Here is an 18586-nt window from a genome sequence, read left to right as displayed (position 1 = left end):
AGAGCTGGACTGCGCCACGTGGTGGGCTCGGTAGCATCAAGCACCGGCCCGGAGGGCACGCCTGCCTTTCCCGCCGCCGGTCAGAGCTGCCGGAGGTGCCCCATGAGTGCAGAGGCCGCCAACCCTGGTGCCCACAGCCGCAGACGCGGCCGCCCCAGGATCGACCTCCGCAGGCTGGGCCGCGCGGCACTGCTCGGTCCCACCGGCAGGGACCGGCTCTCCGATGCGATCGGGCATGTCGCCGACGCCCACCGGGCCCACCACCCCGACGCCGACCTCTCCATTCTGCACAAGGCGTACGTTCTGGCAGAGTCCTCCCATCGCGGACAGTTCCGCAAGAGCGGCGAGCCGTACATCACCCATCCGCTCGCCGTGACCTTGATCCTTGCCGAACTGGGCGCGGAGACCACGACGTTGACCGCTTCCCTGCTCCACGACACCGTCGAGGACACCGAAGTGACGCTGGATCAGGTGCGGGAGGAGTTCGGCGCAGAGGTCTGCTACCTCGTCGACGGGGTCACCAAACTCGAAAAGGTCGACTACGGCGCCGCCGCCGAACCCGAGACCTTCAGGAAGATGCTCGTCGCCACGGGCAACGACGTCCGCGTGATGTCCATCAAACTCGCCGACCGGCTGCACAACATGCGCACCCTCGGCGTGATGCGCCCCGAGAAACAGGCCCGGATCGCCCGGGTCACCCGCGATGTCCTCATCCCGCTCGCCGAACGCCTTGGCGTACAGGCGCTCAAGACCGAGCTGGAGGATCTGGTCTTCGCGATCCTGCACCCGCAGGAGTACGAACGCACCCGCGCCCTCATCGCCGCGAACTCCACCGCCTGCGACGCACTCGCCGCCATCGCCGACGACTTCAGGACGGTGCTGCGTGACGCCGGTATCGCGTCCGAAGTCCTCATCAGACCGCGGCACTTCGTCTCCGTGCACCGCGCCCGCATCAAGCGCACGGAGCTGCGCGGAACCGACTTCGGCCGACTGCTGGTACTCGTCGGCGAGGACGCCGACTGCTACGGGGTGCTCGGCGAACTGCACACCTGCTTCACGCCGGTGATCTCCGAGTTCAAGGACTTCATCGCCGCACCCAAGTTCAATCTGTACCAGTCGCTGCACACCGCCGTCGCGGGCCCCGACGGAGCGGTCGCCGAAGTCCTCATCCGTACCCGCCAGATGCACATGGTCGCCGAGGCCGGGGTGATCGCGCTCGGCAACCCCTACGTACCCGTCGAAGGCGCCGAACCGCTCGACGGCGAGCGCGCCGACCCCACCCGGCCCGGCTGGCTGTCGCGACTCCTGGAGTGGCAGCAGTCCGCTCCGGACCCCGACACCTTCTGGACCTCCCTGCGCGCGGATCTCGCGCAGAACCGCGAGATCACCGTCTTCCGCGCCGACGGTCCCGCTCTCGGGCTGCCCGCCGGCGCGAGCTGCGTGGACGCCGCCTATGCCCAGTACGGCGAAGCGGCGCATGCCTGCATCGGTGCCCGTGTCAACGGCCGTCTGGCGACTTTGAGCACCGTCCTGAGCGACGGCGACACCGTGCATCTGCTGCTCGCCCAGGACTCCGCTTCCGGACCGTCGCCCGACTGGCTGGACCACGCCCGTACGCCCGCCGCGCGCATTGCGATCACCAGCTGGCTGGACGCGCACCCCGAAGGCGTCATCACACCGGCGGCCGCCGCCCGACGTCCCGTGCCGGTGACCGCCGACCGGCCCGCAGCCGCCAACGCCGTCGTCGATCTCCCGGACGCCACCGTGCGGCTCGCCGGCTGCTGTACGCCCGTGCCGCCCGATGCCGTCACCGGCTTCGCCGTACGGGGCGGCGCCGTGACGGTCCACCGGGCGGGGTGTCCCGCGGTGGCCCGGATGAAGGAGGTCGGCCGCGAGCCCGTCCCGGTGCACTGGGGCGACACCGCCGAGTGCCGGGTCACCCTGATCGCCGAGTCGTTCTGCCGTCCGAGGCTCCTGGCCGACATCACGGAGGCCATCGCCACGGAAGGCGCGGCGATCGTCTCGGCCACCGTCGAGCCGCCCAGCCAGCAGCGCGTACGGCACACGTACACCCTCCAACTCCCGGACGCCGCGGGTCTTCCCGCCCTGATGCGTGCCATGCGCGATGTGCCGGGGGTGTACGACGTGAGCCGTGCCCAGCATCCGGCGGCCGCCGGCTGACCTCATTCGGGTGGGCGCACCGCCGTATGTCGCGTGCCGTCACCGGCCGCGCCGGACGCGCTGGTAGCCGTAGTGCATGCTGCACACTTCCCGGCGCCGACTGCGTGCCGTTCTGCTGGCCGCTGTTTCGGCCACTCTTGTTGCCGCGTCCCTGCCCTCGCCCGAACCGCTCGGCATCGGCGACCGGCTCTTCCCCCAGCTCGGCAACCCCGGCTACGACGTCCTCGCGTACGACATCGCCTTCACCTACCGGGGCATCAACTCCGAGCCGCTGGACGCCGTCACGAAGATCGACGCCCTGGCGACCCGGCAGCTGCAGCGCGTCAACCTCGACTTCGCCCATGGCACGGTCCGTACGGTCGAGGTGAACGGTCTGCCGGCCGAATTCGCGACGGGGGGCGAGGACCTGGTCGTCGAGCCGTCCTTCGCCGTCGCCGCCGGCACAAGGATGCGGATCACCGTCACCCACACCAGTGACCCCCGCGGTTCCCAGGACGCGGGCGGCTGGGTGCGTACGGGCGACGGGCTGGTGATGGCGAACCAGGCGGACGCGGCCCACCGGGTCTTCCCCTGCAACGACCACCCGGCGGACAAGGCGTACTTCACCTTCCGGGTCACGGCCCCCGCGCCCTACACGGCGGTGGCCAACGGGCGGCGGGTGGCACGCGTCCTGACCGGCGAGACGGGCGTCTGGGCCTATCGCACCAGCCACCCCATGGCCACCGAACTCGCGCAGGTCGCCATCGGCCGCTCGGCGGTGATCAAGCGGCGGGGACCCCACGGTCTGCCCGTTCGTGACGTCGTCCCCGCCGCCGACCGCACACGGCTCGAGCCATGGCTGCGGAAGACCCCCGGCCATCTGGCCTGGATGGAGGAGAAGGTCGGCCGCTACCCCTTCGAGACGTACGGTGTGCTGATCGCCGACGCCCGGACCGGGTTCGAGCTGGAGACACAGACGCTCTCGCTCTTCGAACGCTCGCTGTTCACCGGTAACGCGCTCCCCGAGTGGTACGTCGACTCGGTCATGGTCCATGAGCTCGCCCACCACTGGTTCGGCAACAGCGTCTCGCCCCGTACCTGGTCCGATCTGTGGCTCAACGAGGGGCACGCCACCTGGTACCAGGCGCTGTACGCCGAGGAGAAGGCGAACCAGTCCCTGGAGCGGAGGATGCGCCTGGCGTACCAGCTGTCCGACGGCTGGCGGACCGCCGGCGGGCCGCCGGCGGCGCCCCGACCGCCTGTACCGGGCAAGAAGATCAGTATCTTCAGGCCGGTGGTGTACGACGGCAGCGCCCTGGTCCTGTACGCGCTGCGGCAGACGATCGGCAAGGACGCCTTCGAACTCCTCGAGCGCACGTGGGTGGCCCTGCACGCCGACGGCACGGCCTCCACCCAGGACTTCACGCAGCTCGCATCGCGGATCGCGGGGCGAGACCTCGGGCAGTTCTTCCAGGATTGGCTGTACGCGAAGCGGACTCCGCCGATGCCCGGCCATCCCGGATGGCGGAGTCATGCCCCGACGCGACACGCCGCACCGGCGGCCCCGCGGGCGAGCTCCGGGCGTCGCTGAGGCGCCGGAAACCCTTGGGCTGCACCGGGAAACCGGTGAAAACCAGGGTGACGGCCCCGCTACGACCGTGCGACCATCGACGCGTCGACGACGCGGGCGGTACCGGAATTCCCGGCGGGAATGTTCTGGGGCCATCACACGTTGTGACTGATGTAACCGGACCGATATGCGTCGGTCCGCGGCATATTTTCGCTGTTCCCATCGACGTAAGGATCCAATGACCTCCTCTTCATCCCCTTCCCAGGACGAGCAGAGCTTCGCGCAGACGCGCACCGAGAGCCTTCGGGCCGATGCCCTGATGGAAGAGGACGTCGCCTGGAGCCACGAGATCGACACGGAGCGGGACGGCGATCAGTTCGACCGCTCCGAACGCGCCGCGCTGCGGCGTGTGGCGGGCCTGTCCACCGAGCTCGAGGACGTCACCGAGGTCGAGTACCGACAGCTGCGCCTGGAGCGTGTGGTGCTGGTGGGTGTCTGGACCTCCGGGACCGTGCAGGACGCGGAGAACTCCCTGGCGGAGCTGGCCGCGCTGGCCGAGACCGCGGGCGCCCTCGTGCTCGACGGTGTCATCCAGCGCCGTGACAAGCCGGACCCGGCCACGTACATCGGCTCGGGCAAGGCCAATGAGCTGCGTGACATCGTGCTCGAATCCGGCGCCGACACCGTCGTCTGCGACGGTGAGCTGAGCCCCGGCCAGCTGATCCACCTCGAGGACGTCGTCAAGGTCAAGGTGGTGGATCGCACCGCCCTGATCCTCGACATCTTCGCCCAGCACGCCAAGTCCCGGGAGGGCAAGGCGCAGGTGGCACTGGCACAGATGCAGTACATGCTGCCCAGGCTGCGCGGCTGGGGTCAGTCGCTGTCCCGGCAGATGGGCGGCGGCGGCGGTGGCGGCATGGCCACCCGTGGCCCTGGTGAGACCAAGATCGAGACGGACCGCCGGCGGATCCGCGAGAAGATGGCGAAGATGCGCCGGGAGATCGCGGAGATGAAGACCGGCCGCGAGATCAAGCGCCAGGAGCGCCGGCGCAACAAGGTGCCCTCGGTCGCGATCGCCGGTTACACCAACGCCGGAAAGTCATCCTTGCTCAACCGCCTCACGGGCGCCGGCGTCCTGGTGGAGAATGCACTGTTCGCCACCCTGGACCCGACCGTCCGACGGGCCGAGACGCCCGGCGGCCGGATCTACACCCTGGCCGACACCGTCGGGTTCGTACGGCATCTGCCGCACCATCTCGTCGAGGCATTCCGTTCCACTATGGAAGAGGTCGGTGGCTCCGACCTGATCCTGCATGTGGTGGACGGCTCGCACCCCGTGCCGGAGGAGCAGCTGGCCGCTGTGCGTGAGGTGATCCGCGATGTCGGCGCGGTCAACGTGCCCGAGATCGTGGTGATCAACAAGGCGGACGCGGCCGACCCGCTGGTGCTGCAGAGGCTGCTGCGCGTCGAGCGGCACGCGATCGCCGTGTCCGCGCGGACCGGCGCGGGCCTCGACGAGCTGCTGGAGCTGATCGACGCCGAACTGCCTCGGCCGCAGGTCGAGATCGAGGCGCTCGTGCCCTACACCCAGGGTGGTCTGGTCTCGCGGGTGCATGCCGAGGGCGAGGTGATCTCCGAGGAGCACACCACGGAGGGCACGCTGCTCAAGGCGCGGGTGCACGAGGAGCTGGCCGCAGCGCTGGCGCCCTGCGTACCGGTGGCGCACTGACCGCGGACCGTTGACAGCAACGGATGACGCCCGCCCCTCGCACGAGGGGCGGGCGTCATCGCTGTTCGTACCTTCGGCCGCGTGAGCCGCCCTGGCCTTACCGGCCCGCGAACTTCCTGCTCATCGTGGAGTAGATCTCCTGCGCGCCCTCACCCAGGCGCGGCCCTGCCAGCCAGCCCGAAGTGACCGGGCCGATGGAGGTGTTGGAGACCAGCGCCAGCTTCCCGTTGGGCTGTTCGGCGAACCAGCCGCCGCCGGAGGAACCGGCGGTCATGGTGCAGCCGATACGCCACATCGTGGGCGTTCCGGGAGCGAGGGACAGCCGTCCCGGCCGGTCGACGCACTTGTGCATGATCGCGCCGTTGTACGGCGGCGCTGCCGGGTAGCCCCATGCTCCCATCGCGTCGATGCTCTTCGCCTCCGGAGCCCCGAAGTCGATGTCGAGGGCGACGCCCACCGTCTCCTCCAGTGACTTGGTGCCCCGCTCCGGCTTCACATGCATCACCGCGTAGTCGTACGGAGCGCCGGTGCCGCCGGTCGGGCCACCGTCGCTGATCCACTCACCGGAGGTCGCGACCCAGTCAGCCCAGTAGACGCCGTACGGGGCGACCTCCTGCGGCTGCGCCTTGTCCAGCGCGGCCGGGGACATCCCTTTGTCGTTGTAGGCCGGTACGAAGGCGATGTTGCGGTACCAGCCACCCTTCTGGCCCGCGTGCACGCAGTGTCCCGCTGTCCACACCATGTTGGACCTGCCGGGGTTCTTCGGGTCCTTCACGACGGTCGCGGAGCAGACCATCGTGCCCTCGGGTGCGTCGAAGAAGACCTTGCCGACCGAAGCGGCGTTCTCGTGGTAGGGCTTCTTCTCCTCCTGGGCCTTGACCGGGCGCGGCTCGGGGTCGGTGACGTCCTGGTCGCCGGAGATGTCGCCGGCCGCCAGTGTCTTCGTCGGTGCCTTGGCCGTCGTCATCCGCTCGGGCTTCCACAAGCCCTCGATCACCGGGTTGACGAAGTCCTTGGCCTCACGCAGCCACTTGTCCTTGTCCCAGTCTTTCCACTCGCCGTTCTTCCACTCGTCCAGGTCGACACCCTGCTCCTTGAGCTTGTCGGCCAGGCCTGAGGGAAGCCGGGCGCCGCCGCCGCCCGCACCACCGTTGTCCGCGCCGGGGCCGGACGCCGCAGGCTTGTCGCCGGCCTTGTCCTCACCCGGACCACAGGCGGTCGCCGTCAGCGCGAGGGCCGAGACGAGGCCGGTGGCGGCCAGCAATGGACGTATGGATCGCATGGAAACGATTCCCCCTGAAGTGCTGTGAGTTCTTGCCATGAGCCTGTCACGAAAAACGCGGCCATCCGGGGCCATCACTGCTGCGCCACCACTCTGATCCGGCGTGGGGACAGGAACGTGGACGGGCTCCAACTGCACGGACCATCCATGCAGATGAGAAGGCGGGGGCTTCGGCTTCTCGGCCGAAGGCCCCGCCTTCGTGTCACTCGATCACGTTGAGCGGGTGCCTACTGGCCCGCGAACTTCTTGCTGACCGCGGCGTAGACGCCCTCGGCCTCCTTGCCGAGGCGCGGACCGGCCAGCCAGCCGGCCGTCACCGGGCCGATGGAGGTGTTCGACACCAGCGCGGGCTTGCCGTCCTGGCCCTGGGCGACCCAGCCGCCGCCGGAGGAACCACCGGTCATCGTGCAGCCGATGCGGTACATCGTCGGCTCCTCGGCCTTGAGGGACAGCCTGCCCGGCTTGTCGGTGCACTGGAACAGCTTCTGGCCGTCGTACGGCGGGGCGGCAGGGTAGCCGGTGGCCGTCATGCCGGCGATCTTCGGCACGGCGGGAGCGTTGAACTCGACCGGAAGGGCCGAACCGACCGTCTCCTCGAGCGACTTGCCCGTGCCGCCCTTCTCCGGGGTGACATGTATGACAGCGAAGTCGTACGGCGCGCCCTGGCCGCCGGTCGCGGCGCCCTGGGAGATCCACTGCTCGGAGGTCTGGGCCCAGTCGCCCCACCACACGCCGTAGGGAGCGATCTCCGCCTTCGGAGCGGTCTCCAGCTCGGCGGTGGCCTTGGCGCCGTTGTTGTAGGACGGGACGAAGGCGATGTTGCGGTACCAGCCGCCGCTCTTACCGGCGTGCACACAGTGGCCGGCGGTCCACACCATGTTGGACTTACCGGGGTGGGCCGGGTCCTTCACGACGGTGGCGGAACACACCATCGAACCCTCCGGACCGTCGAAGAACACCTTGCCGGCCTCGGCGGCGTTCGCGTGGTACGGGGCCTTCACCGCCTGTGCGTTGACCGCCGTAGGCGTCGGGTCGGTGACACCTTCGTCACCCGAGATGTCGTTGTCGACGGGCTTCTCGGGAGGCGTGTCGGCATCGCGCATCCGGTCCGGGTCCCAGAGGTCCTCGATGATCGGGTTGACGAAGTCCTTGGCCTCACGCAGCCACTTGTCCCGGTCCCAGTTCTTCCACTCGCCGTTCTTCCACTTGTCCAGGTCGATCCCGTGGTCCTTCAGCCGTTCCTTGAGATCGTCCGGGATGGTGATCTTCTGGTCGGCGGACTGACTCGCGCTCGCGCTCGGCTTGTCACCCGCGTTGTCCTCGCTCGGACCACAGGCGGTGGCAGCCAGCGCGAGCACTGCGGCGATGGAGGCCGCGGCCAGCGTCGGGCGAATGGGTCGCATCTCTTGATCCCCCTGGGACTTCGTACTGCTGCTGATCTGTCAAAACTGTGGCAACTCCGGGCAATTACCGCATATTCAGCCGTGTGCTGCCCGCCCCGGTGTCATGCTTTCGAGCCCGAGGCGCGGCCCCCCACTATGCCGGTGCCGACTGGGACGGTGCGCAGCAGGTCCGCGGTTCCGCTCCCACAAGGATCTTCCGAATGACCGTGATCCACGGCTTTCGGCTTCGTTGGTACGTACGGGAGGCACAAGGTCAGCGTTCACCCCAGGTGGGCGGCGTACGAGTGCCGTACCCACGTGCAACGCAACTGTTACAGCGGGAGGACCAACAGCCGTGGCCGTGACCGAACCTGCTCCCGTGGGGATGTCAGCCGCACACGAGGGCATTCTGCGCCGGCAGTCACTGCGCGAATCCGCAGCTCGTACCTACGCCCGCTCCTTGCCCATCGTGCCGGTAAGGGCCCGCGGGCTGACCATCGAGGGAGCTGACGGCCGGCGCTATCTCGACTGTCTGTCCGGGGCGGGCACCCTGGCACTGGGTCACAACCACCCCGTTGTCCTCGAAGCGATCAGGAAGGTCATCGACTCGGGTGCACCGCTGCATGTCCTCGACCTCGCCACCCCCGTCAAGGACGCGTTCACCACCGAGTTGTTCGCCACCCTCCCGCGGAAGTTCGCCGACAACGCGCGCATCCAGTTCTGTGGTCCGGCCGGGACCGACGCGGTCGAGGCCGCGTTCAAGCTCGTCCGCACGGCAACGGGCCGCACGGGTCTGCTCGCCTTCACCGGCGCTTACCACGGGATGACGGCGGGCGCGCTCGATGCCTCCGGCGGCGCCACGGACGTACGCGTGACCCGGCTGCCCTTCCCCCAGAGCTACCGCTGCCCGTTCGGCATCGGCGGCGACCGCGGCGCCGAACTCGCCGCCCGCTGGACCGAGAACCTCCTCGACGATCCCAAGGGCGGAGTGCCGGAACCGGCCGGGATGATCCTGGAACCGGTGCAGGGCGAAGGCGGGGTGCTTCCCGCCCCCGACGACTGGCTGCGCCGGATGCGTGAGATCACCGCCGGACGCTCGATCCCCCTCATCGCCGACGAGGTGCAGACCGGCGTCGGGCGGACAGGCACTTTCTGGGCCGTCGAGCACAGCGGGATCGTGCCCGATGTGATGGTGCTCTCCAAAGCCATCGGCGGCTCCCTTCCGCTCGCAGTGATCGTCTACAACTCCGCACTCGACGTATGGCAGCCCGGTTCCCACGCCGGCACCTTCCGCGGCAACCAGCTGGCCATGGCGGCAGGCGCGGCCACCCTCGCCTTCGTACGCGAGAACCGGCTCGCCGAGCGTTCTGCAACCCTCGGCGCGCGCATGCTCGCACGCCTCCAGGGGCTGGCGGCGGCACATCCATGCATCGGAGACGTGCGTGGTCGGGGCCTCATGATCGGTGTGGAACTCGTCGACCCCGAAGCCGCCCCCGACGCGCTGATCCCGCCCCTGGCGCCCGCCCTCGCCTCCGCGGTTCAACAGGAATGCCTGAACCGGGGCCTCATCGTCGAACTCGGCGGCCGCCAGGCCGGTGTCGTGCGTTTGCTGCCTCCTTTGACTCTCACCGATGAACAGGCCGTGGCCGTCCTCGACCGCTTCGCCGACGCCCTGGCCGCCGCAGAACGCTCCACAAAACGCCGCGCAGACAACAGACCGTCGCGCTGACGACCCCGTACAACGTCACACCCCGTACAACGTCACAAGGAAGCCTCTGTGAACTCAATCCCCACCCCCGATGTGCCCGAGGCCGACGCTCACACCACCGCAGCCCCCAGCGGTCCGGGCGGGCCACTCGGTGCCTTCGCGGTCGAAGCCGCGACGGTGCCCCGCCAGCAGGCCAGGGGCATCGGCGAACAGCTCAACCCCGCCGCAGGCAGGCCCGCCGCCACAACACCGGACTCTCTCGACCACCCTGATCCGCACCGCGCGGCGGACGCGGCGGCCGTGGAGAATCTGCTCCGCTGCTGGGTACGCGAGAACAACCTGGCGCAGCCCGACGGCGACACCCTGCGCATCCCGCTCGAGGCCAGCGGGGCTGCGCTCCTTGTCCCCGTCCGCTACTGGTCAGCCGCCGGCTGGCACCGCTTCGGCCTGACCGCCCTGCAGGGAGTCCGGCCCGACGCCCCTGCCGTCGACGCCGTGACCTTGGCGGCCCTCCTCGGCCGGGAAGCGGGCCAGAGCGAGGGAGCCGACCTGGTCGGCCGGGTAGCCGACTCCGTGCACCGCACCGCCGACTTCATCGCCGACCGGCGCGCGCGCCCCACCGCCCCGCTCGATGCGGACCTGTTCCTCACGGCAGAGCAGTCGCTGCTGCTCGGCCACCCGCTGCACCCGACACCCAAGAGTCGGGAAGGACTGTCCGAGTCCGAAGCCAGGGCCTACTCACCCGAGTTGTACGGCTCTTTCCCCCTGCACTGGATGGCAGTCGACCGGTCCGTACTGGCAACCGATTCGGCCTGGACCGAACAAGGGCGCAACGTGCCCGCCGAGCAGCTCACCGCCCGGCTGGCCGGGGATCTCGAGCTCCCCGACAACACCGTCGCCCTGCCGCTGCACCCCTGGCAGGCCGTCGATGTGAAGAGCCGCCCCGCGATCGCCGCTCTTTTCGACGCCGGCCTGCTGCGTGATCTGGGCCCCTACGGTGACCCCTGGCACCCCACCTCCTCGGTCCGCACCGTGCACCGCCCCGGGGCACGGGCCATGCTCAAGCTCTCCCTCGGCCTGCGCATCACCAACTCCCGTCGTGAAAACCTCCGCAAGGAACTCCACCGCGGCCTCGAGGTCCACCGCCTGCTCCGCACCGGGCTGGCCGAGCAGTGGCAGGCTGTCCACCCCGGATTCGACATCGTGCGCGACCCTGCCTGGCTCGCCGTCGACTCTCCCGACGGTGAACCGCTGCCGGGACTCGACGTCATGCTCCGGCACAATCCGTTCGGCCCCGGCGACGACGCTGTCTGCATCGCGGGGCTGACCGCGCCCCGCCCCTGGCCCAGGCGGCCCGGAATGCACTCGCGCCTCGCCGATGTGGTCGAGCGACTCGCCGCGCGCACCGGCCGGCCCACCGGCGCGGTGGCCGCCGAGTGGTTCCTGCGCTACCTCGACCGCGTGGTGCGCCCGGTGCTGTGGCTGGACGCAACAGCGGGCATCGCCCTCGAAGCCCACCAGCAGAACACCCTGGTGATCCTCGACCCCGATGGATGGCCCGTCGGCGGCCGCTACCGCGACAACCAGGGCTACTACTTCCGTGAGTCCCGCCGCGCCGAACTCGAGCACCGCCTGCCCGGCATCGGCAGTGCCAGTGACACCTTCGTCTCCGACGAGGTGACCGACGAGCGCTTCGCCTACTACCTGGGCATCAACAATGTGCTGGGTCTGATCGGCGCCTTCGGCGCACAGCGTCTCGCCGACGAACGCGTACTGATCGCCGCGTTCAGACAGTTCCTCGCCGCCACCGCCGACCTGGGCTCACCGCTGCCCGCCCAGCTCCTCGAGACGTCCACACTGCGGTCCAAGGCCAACCTCATGACCCGGTTCCGCGGCCTGGACGAACTCGTCGGCCCTGTCGACACCCAGTCCGTCTACGTCACCATCACCAACCCCCTTCGTTCTTGAGGAACGACCCCCGACCGAACTGCGAGAGGAGAGCGCCACTGTGCCTCCCACCGATGCGAGCACCGACACCGGACCCGGTCCCGCACCCCAGCTCGGAGGAGGCGTCGAGGACACCCTCGATCTGCGGCTGCCCGAGGAGCTCCTCGCGCTGTTCCGGGAGGACGGGCACCCCCTCACGCCCGGCCGGACGGCCGGCGGCGAGGACTCCACCGGTGACTTGCTCGACACCCCCGCCGACTGGGGAGTGGTGATCACCCCCGCCGGTGTGTTCCAGCTCGTCCCCGTGCGGATCGAACGCGATCTCGCCCTCCTCACCCGCTGGATGAACGACCCCGCCGTCGCCGCCTTCTGGGCGCTGGCGGGGCCCGACTCCGTCACCGCCGCCCATCTGCGCACCCAGCTCGACGGAGACGGACGCAGTGTTCCCTGTCTCGGGCTGCTGGACAGCACGCCTGTGGGTTACTTCGAGATCTACCGCGCCGACCTCGACCCGCTCGCCCGCTACTACCCCGCTCGCCTGCACGACACGGGTATCCACCTCCTTATCGGCGGTGTCGCCGACCGCGGACGCGGCGTGGGCTCCACTCTGCTGAGAGCCGCAGCCGACCTCGTGCTCGACAATCGGCCGAGATGTGCACGTGTCATCGCAGAACCCGACCTGCGCAACACCCCCTCCGTCTCCGCGTTCCTGAGCGCCGGCTTCCGCTTCTTCGCCGAAGTCGACCTACCTGACAAGAGAGCCGCCCTCATGGTCCGCGACCGCGTGTTGCGGAACCTGCTGTGAACAACCCGCTGCCTTACATACACCGCTCGATCCGCATCGGTTCCACTCGAGGAGTCCCCGTGCCGAAGCCATCCGCAAGTCACGACTCCAGCGACTCCGCGCAGCCGGCCACCGTCCCCTTCACTCCGCCCGGACTGAACAGTGACGGCTGGGACCGGGCAGCTGCCCGACTCCTCGCCAAGATGCTCGGCGAATTCGCCTACGAGGAGATCATCGAGCCGGTCCTTGCGCCGGATCTCCCCTCCAGTACGGAATCCGGCGACCGCACCACCGGTACCGGACCCGGCAGCCGCTACGACCTGTACACCCTCCCGATCGACGACGACGGCGATCTCACCTTCCGGGCCAGGCGCGGAGCCTACGGAAGCTGGCGCGTCGACCCCGACTCCGTCACCTGCGACAGCCGCCCCTTCCGCGACCCGCTGACCTTTCTCGCCCGGGCCCGGAGCCGGCTCGCCCTCGACGGCGCAACCCTTGGCCATCTCCTCCGCGAGCTCTCCCTCACCCTCACCGCCGACACGGGACTCGGCCACACGCCGCTGAGTGCCACCGAACTCGCCGACCTCGGCTACGCCGAACTGGAGGGACACCAGACCGGACATCCCTGGCTCGTCCTCAACAAAGGCCGTATCGGCTTCTCCGCCACCGATGCCGCCCGCTGGTCGCCCGAGGCCCGCCGCCCGTTCCGTCTCCCGTGGATCGCGGTCAGCTCGGCCGTCGCCGACTACCGAGGCGTTCCAGATCTCGCGGATCCCGAGGACCTGTACACCCGTGAGCTGGACCCCTTCGCACGGGAGTCGTTCGCCGCACACCTGCGCGCCAAAGGCATGGACCCGGCGGGCTATCTCTTTCTCCCTGTGCACCCCTGGCAGTGGGACGAGGTGCTGGTTCCCCTCTTCGCCCCCGCCATCGCCCGGGGCGAGATCGTCCCGCTCCCCACCGACGGCGATCTCCGGCTGCCCCAGCAGTCCATCCGCACCTTCGTGAATGTGGACCGCCCCGAACGGCACACCGTGAAGCTGCCGCTGTCGATCCTCAACACGCTCGTCTGGCGCGGCCTGCCCACCGAGCGCACCATCGCCGCCCCGGCCGTCACCCAGTGGGTACACGGACTGCGCGACGCAGATCCCTTTCTGCGAGACGAATGCGGCGTGATCCTGCTCGGCGAGGTCGCCTCGGTCACCGTCGAGCACCCGCTCTACGACCACCTGGCCGAAGTGCCGTACCAGTACAAGGAGCTGCTCGGCGCGATCTGGCGCGAGCCGCTCCAGCCGCGACTCGTCCCCGGAGAGCGGGCCCGTACCCTCGCCTCTCTCCTCCACACCGATCCCCAGGGCCGCGCATTCGCAGCGGAACTGGTCGCCCGTTCCGGCCTCACACCCACCGTGTGGCTGCAGCGGTTGTTCGCGGCAGTGCTGCCACCACTACTGCATTTCCTCTACCGCTACGGAACGGTTTTTTCGCCGCACGGCGAGAACGCCATCGTCGTGTACGACGACCACGACATCCCGGCCCGGCTGGCGATCAAGGACTTCGTCGACGATGTGAACATCAGCTCCCTGCCGCTTCCCGAGCACGACTCGATGCCGGACGACGTACGCCGCATCCTGCTGACCGAGGAGCCTGCCTTCCTCACCCAGTTCATCCACGCGGGGCTCTTCGTCGGAGTCTTCCGCTATCTCGCGCCACTGTGCGAGGAACAGCTGGGAGTGCCGGGGGAGCAGTTCTTCTCGCTCGTACGGGCGGAGATCCTGCGGCACCAGGCCCGGTTCCCGCAGCTGAAGGAGCGCTTCGAGCTGTTCGACCTGCTCACCGCGCGTATCGACCGCCTGTGTCTGAACCGCAACAGACTGCACCTCGACGGCTACCGAGACCGCCCGGAGCGTCCTCACGCCGCCGTTCATGGCACCGTCCCCAACCCCCTCGGGTCTTCTTGATGCGCCGCTGCGTGATCGCGTTGTCAGTGGCGCCCCGTAGGCTGGTCGGGCTATGACGAAGCCATCCCTCACCGAACTCCTCCACGCTGCCGTGACCGCCGTCGGCGGCGTGGAACGGCCAGGCCAGGTCACCATGGCCGAGGCCGTCGCCGGGGCCATCGACGACAATTCCCATCTGCTCGTCCAGGCCGGCACCGGCACCGGAAAGTCGCTCGGCTATCTGGTACCTGCCCTGGCGCACGGGGAGAGGGTGGTCGTGGCCACGGCGACCCTGGCGCTGCAGCGGCAGCTCGTGGAGCGGGACCTTCCGCGGACCGTCGAGGCGCTGCATCCGCTGCTGCGCCGTCGGCCGGAGTTCGCCATGCTCAAGGGGCGTTCCAACTATCTGTGCCTGCACCGGCTGCACGAGGGTGTGCCACAGGAAGAGGAGGACGGGCTCTTCGACCAGTTCGAGGCAGCCGCGCCCACCAGCAAGCTCGGTCAGGACCTGCTGCGGATGCGGGACTGGGCGGACGAGACGGAGACGGGCGACCGTGACGATCTCGCCCCGGGTGTTTCCGATCGCGCCTGGAGTCAGGTCTCCGTCTCCTCCCGCGAGTGCCTGGGCGCGTCGAAATGCGCGTACGGCGCGGAGTGCTTCGCTGAGGCAGCGCGTGAGAGGGCCAAGCTCGCCGAGGTCGTCGTCACCAATCACGCGCTGCTCGCGATCGACGCGATCGAAGGCGCCCCGGTGCTTCCACAGCATGAAGTGCTGATCATCGATGAGGCCCATGAGCTGGTCTCCCGGGTCACCGGCGCTGCCACGGGCGAGCTCACCCCCGGCCAGGTCCACCGGGCGGTGCGCCGGGCGGCCAAGCTGGTGAACGAGAAGGCGGCGGACGCGCTGCAGACCGCTGCGGAGACCTTCGAGCGGTTGATGGAGCTCGCGCTGCCCGGCCGCCTCGACGAGATCCCCGAGGACCTGGGGTACGCGTTGACGGCCCTGCGCGACGCCTCGCGTACGGTGATCTCCGCACTCGGCTCCACCCGCGACAAGTCAGTCCAGGACGAAGACGCCGTGCGCAAGCAGGCACTGGCCTCCGTGGAGAACGTGCATGGCGTGGCCGAGCGCATCACCCACGGCTCGGAGTACGACGTCGTCTGGTACGAACGCCATGACCGTTTCGGGGCGTCGCTGAGGGTGGCCCCGCTCACGGTCTCCGGGCTGCTGCGCGAGAAGCTGTTCGCCGAGCGGTCCGTGGTGCTGACCTCGGCCACCCTCAAACTGGGCGGCGATTTCAACGGGGTCGGGGCCTCGCTGGGTCTCGCGCCTGAAGGCACCGGGGGAGACGAGGTGCCGCAGTGGAAGGGCCTCGACGTCGGTTCGCCGTTCGACTACCCGAAGCAGGGCATCCTCTATGTTGCCCGCCATCTGGCTACGCCGGGTCGAGAGGGTTCACGCGGCGACATGATGGACGAACTCGCCGAGCTGGTGGAGGCGGCGGGAGGCCGCACGCTCGGACTCTTCTCGTCCATGAGGGCCGCACAGGCGGCGGCCGAGGAGCTGCGCGGCCGGCTCGAGAAGCCGATCCTGCTGCAGGGCGAGGAGACACTGGGCGAGCTGATCAAGTCCTTCGCCTCCGACCCGGAGACCTGCCTGTTCGGGACGCTGTCCCTGTGGCAGGGAGTCGATGTGCCAGGGCCGGGCTGTCAGCTGGTGGTGATGGACCGGATCCCGTTCCCGCGGCCCGACGATCCGCTGATGAGCGCTCGCCAGAAGGCGGTCGAGGAGGCAGGCGGCAACGGGTTCATGGCGGTCGCAGCGACGCACGCGGCGCTGCTCATGGCTCAGGGTGCGGGGCGGCTCGTACGGGCCATGGGGGACCGCGGGGTCGTCGCCGTACTCGATCCGCGGCTGGCCAATGCCCGCTACGGAAGCTTTCTGAAGGCTTCGATGCCCGACTTCTGGTACACCACGGACCGCAATCAGGTGCGACGGTCGCTGTCCGCCATCGATGCGGCTGCCCAGGCGGAGGGCAAGTAGGAGCCTCGCCGGCCCGTAGGTCGGCCTCCGACGGTTGGGCATCGAGACACAGCTGGACCCCGGGACCGGCGCAGTGGGTCCCGGGGTCCGGTCAGAGCGGGCGGGCCGTCACACCCGCCGCAACACCGCCACCACCTTGCCGAGGATTGTCGCCTCGTCACCGGGGATGGGCTGGTAAGCGGCGTTGTGCGGGAGCAGCCACACATGGCCGCTCTCCCGCTTGAACCGCTTGACGGTGGCCTCGCCGTCCAGCATGGCGGCCACAATGTCCCCGTTCTCCGCGACGGGCTGGCGGCGCACCGTGACCCAGTCCCCGTCACAGATGGCGGCCTCGATCATGGAGTCGCCGACGACCTTCAGTACGAACAGCTCACCGTCTCCGACCAGCTGGCGGGGGAGCGGGAAGACATCCTCGACCGATTCCTCGGCGAGGATCGGGCCACCGGCCGCGATCCGGCCGACGAGGGGAACATAGGACGCCGCGGGCTTGCCCGAGGTGTCCGTCGGCTGGGTGCTGGGCTGGTCGGAGCCTCGGACCTCGTACGCCCGGGGGCGGTGCGGGTCCCTGCGCAGGAATCCCTTGCGCTCCAGGGCCATCAGCTGATGGGCGACGGAGGAAGTGCTGGACAGCCCGACCGCCTGGCCGATCTCGCGCATCGACGGTGGGTAGCCCCGCCGCTGTACGGAGTCACGGATCACCTCGATGACGCGCCGCTGCCGGTCGGTGAGGCCGGAGCTGTCGGCCCGGATCCCAGGGGGTCGGCCGGGCAGCGAGCGGGTGGGCTTGGGCCCCTCCGGGGTCGTGGCTGCGTCATTCATGGCATGCACCGGCTCGAATCGATTCTGGGAGCGGTCCTGGGCAGTGATGGCGGCACTGTCTGCGGTGGTGGTCACGTCGGCCCCTCTCGAAATGGTCTCCCTAGCTGGACAACGGTAGTTGGTTTCGAAAGGTTGCGCCAAACACACGTTCGAGTGAAAAATCGCAGATTGCCTGACGTGGCCGTTGTGCTGGGTGTATGTGCGAACGATCGAACCGCAGGGCGGCTCAGGACTTCACGGTAGCCTTCCCGCCGGTCGTGGTGAAGCCCGTGAAAGCGGTGAGGCGGTGATGCGCTGAGTGGTGGGGGTTGCAGGGCCTCCCAGTCTGGCATCGTCCTGCTCGGAATCCGCGGATCCGTGTGCCTCCCGCAACCTCGTGGCCGAGGTCCGGTGCGCTGCGTGCACCTGGCCGATACGCCCCGTGTGCGGTAGGCCTCCAGTCGGCGCCATGCGACACGCGCTATGACATGAAAACGCAACCAAACCCCAGATCTAGTGGTTGGCTTGTGCGTGCCGCCCACAAGTTGTGGTCCCCCGTCGTTCGGGGGTGAGTGCATCGCCTATGCTTGAGGCTGCTTCGCGGGGCCTCCACAGGCTCGTTGAGGCTATTTCGTCGCGCTGTGAGGGAGGGTTGGGAGCCATGCACTGCCCCTTCTGCAGGCACCCCGACAGTCGTGTCGTCGACAGTCGCACCACCGATGACGGAACGTCGATCCGCCGACGTCGGCAGTGCCCCGACTGTTCCCGTCGCTTCACGACGGTGGAAACCGCCTCGCTGATGGTGATCAAGCGCAGCGGGGTGACCGAACCCTTCAGTCGTACCAAGGTCATCTCCGGCGTGCGCAAGGCGTGCCAGGGGCGGCCGGTCACCGAGGACGCCCTCGCCCAGCTCGGCCAGCGGGTCGAAGAGGCGGTGCGCGCCACCGGCAGCGCCGAGCTGACCACCCACGACGTGGGTCTGGCCATACTCGGCCCCCTGCAGGAACTCGACCTCGTCGCGTACCTGCGCTTCGCGTCCGTGTACCGGGCGTTCGACTCACTCGAAGACTTCGAGGCCGCCATCGCGGAACTGCGACATGAGCGGCCTCCTGCTGAGGAGGGCGGGAGCCGCGGGGCCGTCGAAGTCCCCGTGGCCGCCACTGCTGCCGACTGAGCGACACCGAGCGAGCGGAACGGGGCCTGCATGTGGCCCGCCGGTCGGCTCGGAGCGGCGAATGAACCTGT

Annotated in this window: 12 protein-coding genes; 9 read left to right on the top strand and 3 right to left on the bottom strand. The window is 69.2% G+C overall.

Annotated features, from left to right (window positions below; translation table 11 throughout):
* Nucleotides 1-102 precede the first annotated feature (102 nt).
* The 3 genes from ACFYWI_RS11790 to hflX all read left to right on the top strand — a co-directional run bounded on the left by ACFYWI_RS11790 (nucleotide 103) and on the right by hflX (nucleotide 5459).
* Nucleotides 103-2181: a RelA/SpoT family protein gene (locus ACFYWI_RS11790; RefSeq protein ID WP_389229130.1), complete on the top strand. Its 2079-nt coding sequence runs from the start codon at nucleotides 103-105 to the stop codon at nucleotides 2179-2181.
* A gap of 76 nt (nucleotides 2182-2257) precedes the next feature.
* Nucleotides 2258-3751 carry a M1 family metallopeptidase gene (locus ACFYWI_RS11785; protein ID WP_389229127.1) on the top strand — a complete coding sequence of 498 codons (1494 nt, stop codon included), beginning with the start codon at nucleotides 2258-2260 and terminating at the stop codon, nucleotides 3749-3751.
* Nucleotides 3752-3968: 217 nt separating this feature from the next.
* Nucleotides 3969-5459 carry a GTPase HflX gene (gene hflX, locus ACFYWI_RS11780; protein WP_389229124.1) on the top strand — a complete coding sequence of 497 codons (1491 nt, stop codon included), beginning with the start codon at nucleotides 3969-3971 and terminating at the stop codon, nucleotides 5457-5459.
* Between the two features lie 97 nt (nucleotides 5460-5556).
* On the opposite strand, the gene ACFYWI_RS11775 is transcribed toward hflX, so the two are convergent.
* Both ACFYWI_RS11775 and ACFYWI_RS11770 read right to left on the bottom strand, forming a co-directional pair.
* Entirely contained in the window at nucleotides 5557-6741 is a 1185-nt protein-coding gene (locus ACFYWI_RS11775; protein ID WP_389229121.1) for a trypsin-like serine peptidase, read from the bottom strand.
* Between the two features lie 227 nt (nucleotides 6742-6968).
* A complete protein-coding gene (locus ACFYWI_RS11770) occupies nucleotides 6969-8144 on the bottom strand; it encodes a trypsin-like serine peptidase (protein WP_389229118.1) in 1176 nt (391 codons plus the stop codon).
* 334 nt (nucleotides 8145-8478) lie between these two features.
* Here ACFYWI_RS11770 and ACFYWI_RS11765 point away from each other — a divergent pair, with 334 nt between their 5' ends.
* Genes ACFYWI_RS11765 through ACFYWI_RS11745 form a run of 5 tightly spaced genes read left to right on the top strand, consistent with a single transcriptional unit; the run spans nucleotide 8479 to nucleotide 16543 of the window.
* Entirely contained in the window at nucleotides 8479-9852 is a 1374-nt protein-coding gene (locus ACFYWI_RS11765; RefSeq protein WP_389229114.1) for a diaminobutyrate--2-oxoglutarate transaminase family protein, read from the top strand.
* A gap of 48 nt (nucleotides 9853-9900) precedes the next feature.
* Nucleotides 9901-11799 carry an IucA/IucC family protein gene (locus tag ACFYWI_RS11760; protein ID WP_389229111.1) on the top strand — a complete coding sequence of 633 codons (1899 nt, stop codon included), beginning with the start codon at nucleotides 9901-9903 and terminating at the stop codon, nucleotides 11797-11799.
* A 40-nt stretch (nucleotides 11800-11839) separates the two neighbouring features.
* Complete coding sequence (locus ACFYWI_RS11755; protein ID WP_389229108.1) at nucleotides 11840-12583, top strand: GNAT family N-acetyltransferase; 744 nt, start codon at nucleotides 11840-11842, stop codon at nucleotides 12581-12583.
* Between the two features lie 59 nt (nucleotides 12584-12642).
* Complete coding sequence (locus ACFYWI_RS11750) at nucleotides 12643-14520, top strand: IucA/IucC family protein (RefSeq protein ID WP_389229105.1); 1878 nt, start codon at nucleotides 12643-12645, stop codon at nucleotides 14518-14520.
* 52 nt (nucleotides 14521-14572) lie between these two features.
* On the top strand, nucleotides 14573-16543 hold the full coding sequence (locus ACFYWI_RS11745; RefSeq protein WP_389229102.1) for an ATP-dependent DNA helicase: 1971 nt from the start codon (nucleotides 14573-14575) through the stop codon (nucleotides 16541-16543).
* 108 nt (nucleotides 16544-16651) lie between these two features.
* Here the strand turns inward: ACFYWI_RS11745 and lexA are convergent, their stop codons facing one another.
* Nucleotides 16652-17437, bottom strand: a complete 786-nt coding sequence (gene lexA, locus ACFYWI_RS11740; RefSeq protein ID WP_389229099.1) for a transcriptional repressor LexA — start codon at nucleotides 17435-17437, stop codon at nucleotides 16652-16654.
* Nucleotides 17438-18002: 565 nt separating this feature from the next.
* Here lexA and nrdR point away from each other — a divergent pair.
* Complete coding sequence (nrdR, locus tag ACFYWI_RS11735; protein WP_389229096.1) at nucleotides 18003-18515, top strand: transcriptional regulator NrdR; 513 nt, start codon at nucleotides 18003-18005, stop codon at nucleotides 18513-18515.
* Nucleotides 18516-18586: the final 71 nt, after the last annotated feature.

Origin of the sequence: Streptomyces sp. NPDC002889, from assembly GCF_042888425.1 — a bacterium.
Lineage (GTDB): Bacteria > Actinomycetota > Actinomycetes > Streptomycetales > Streptomycetaceae > Streptomyces.
This window is presented reverse-complemented; position numbering and strand designations above follow the sequence as displayed.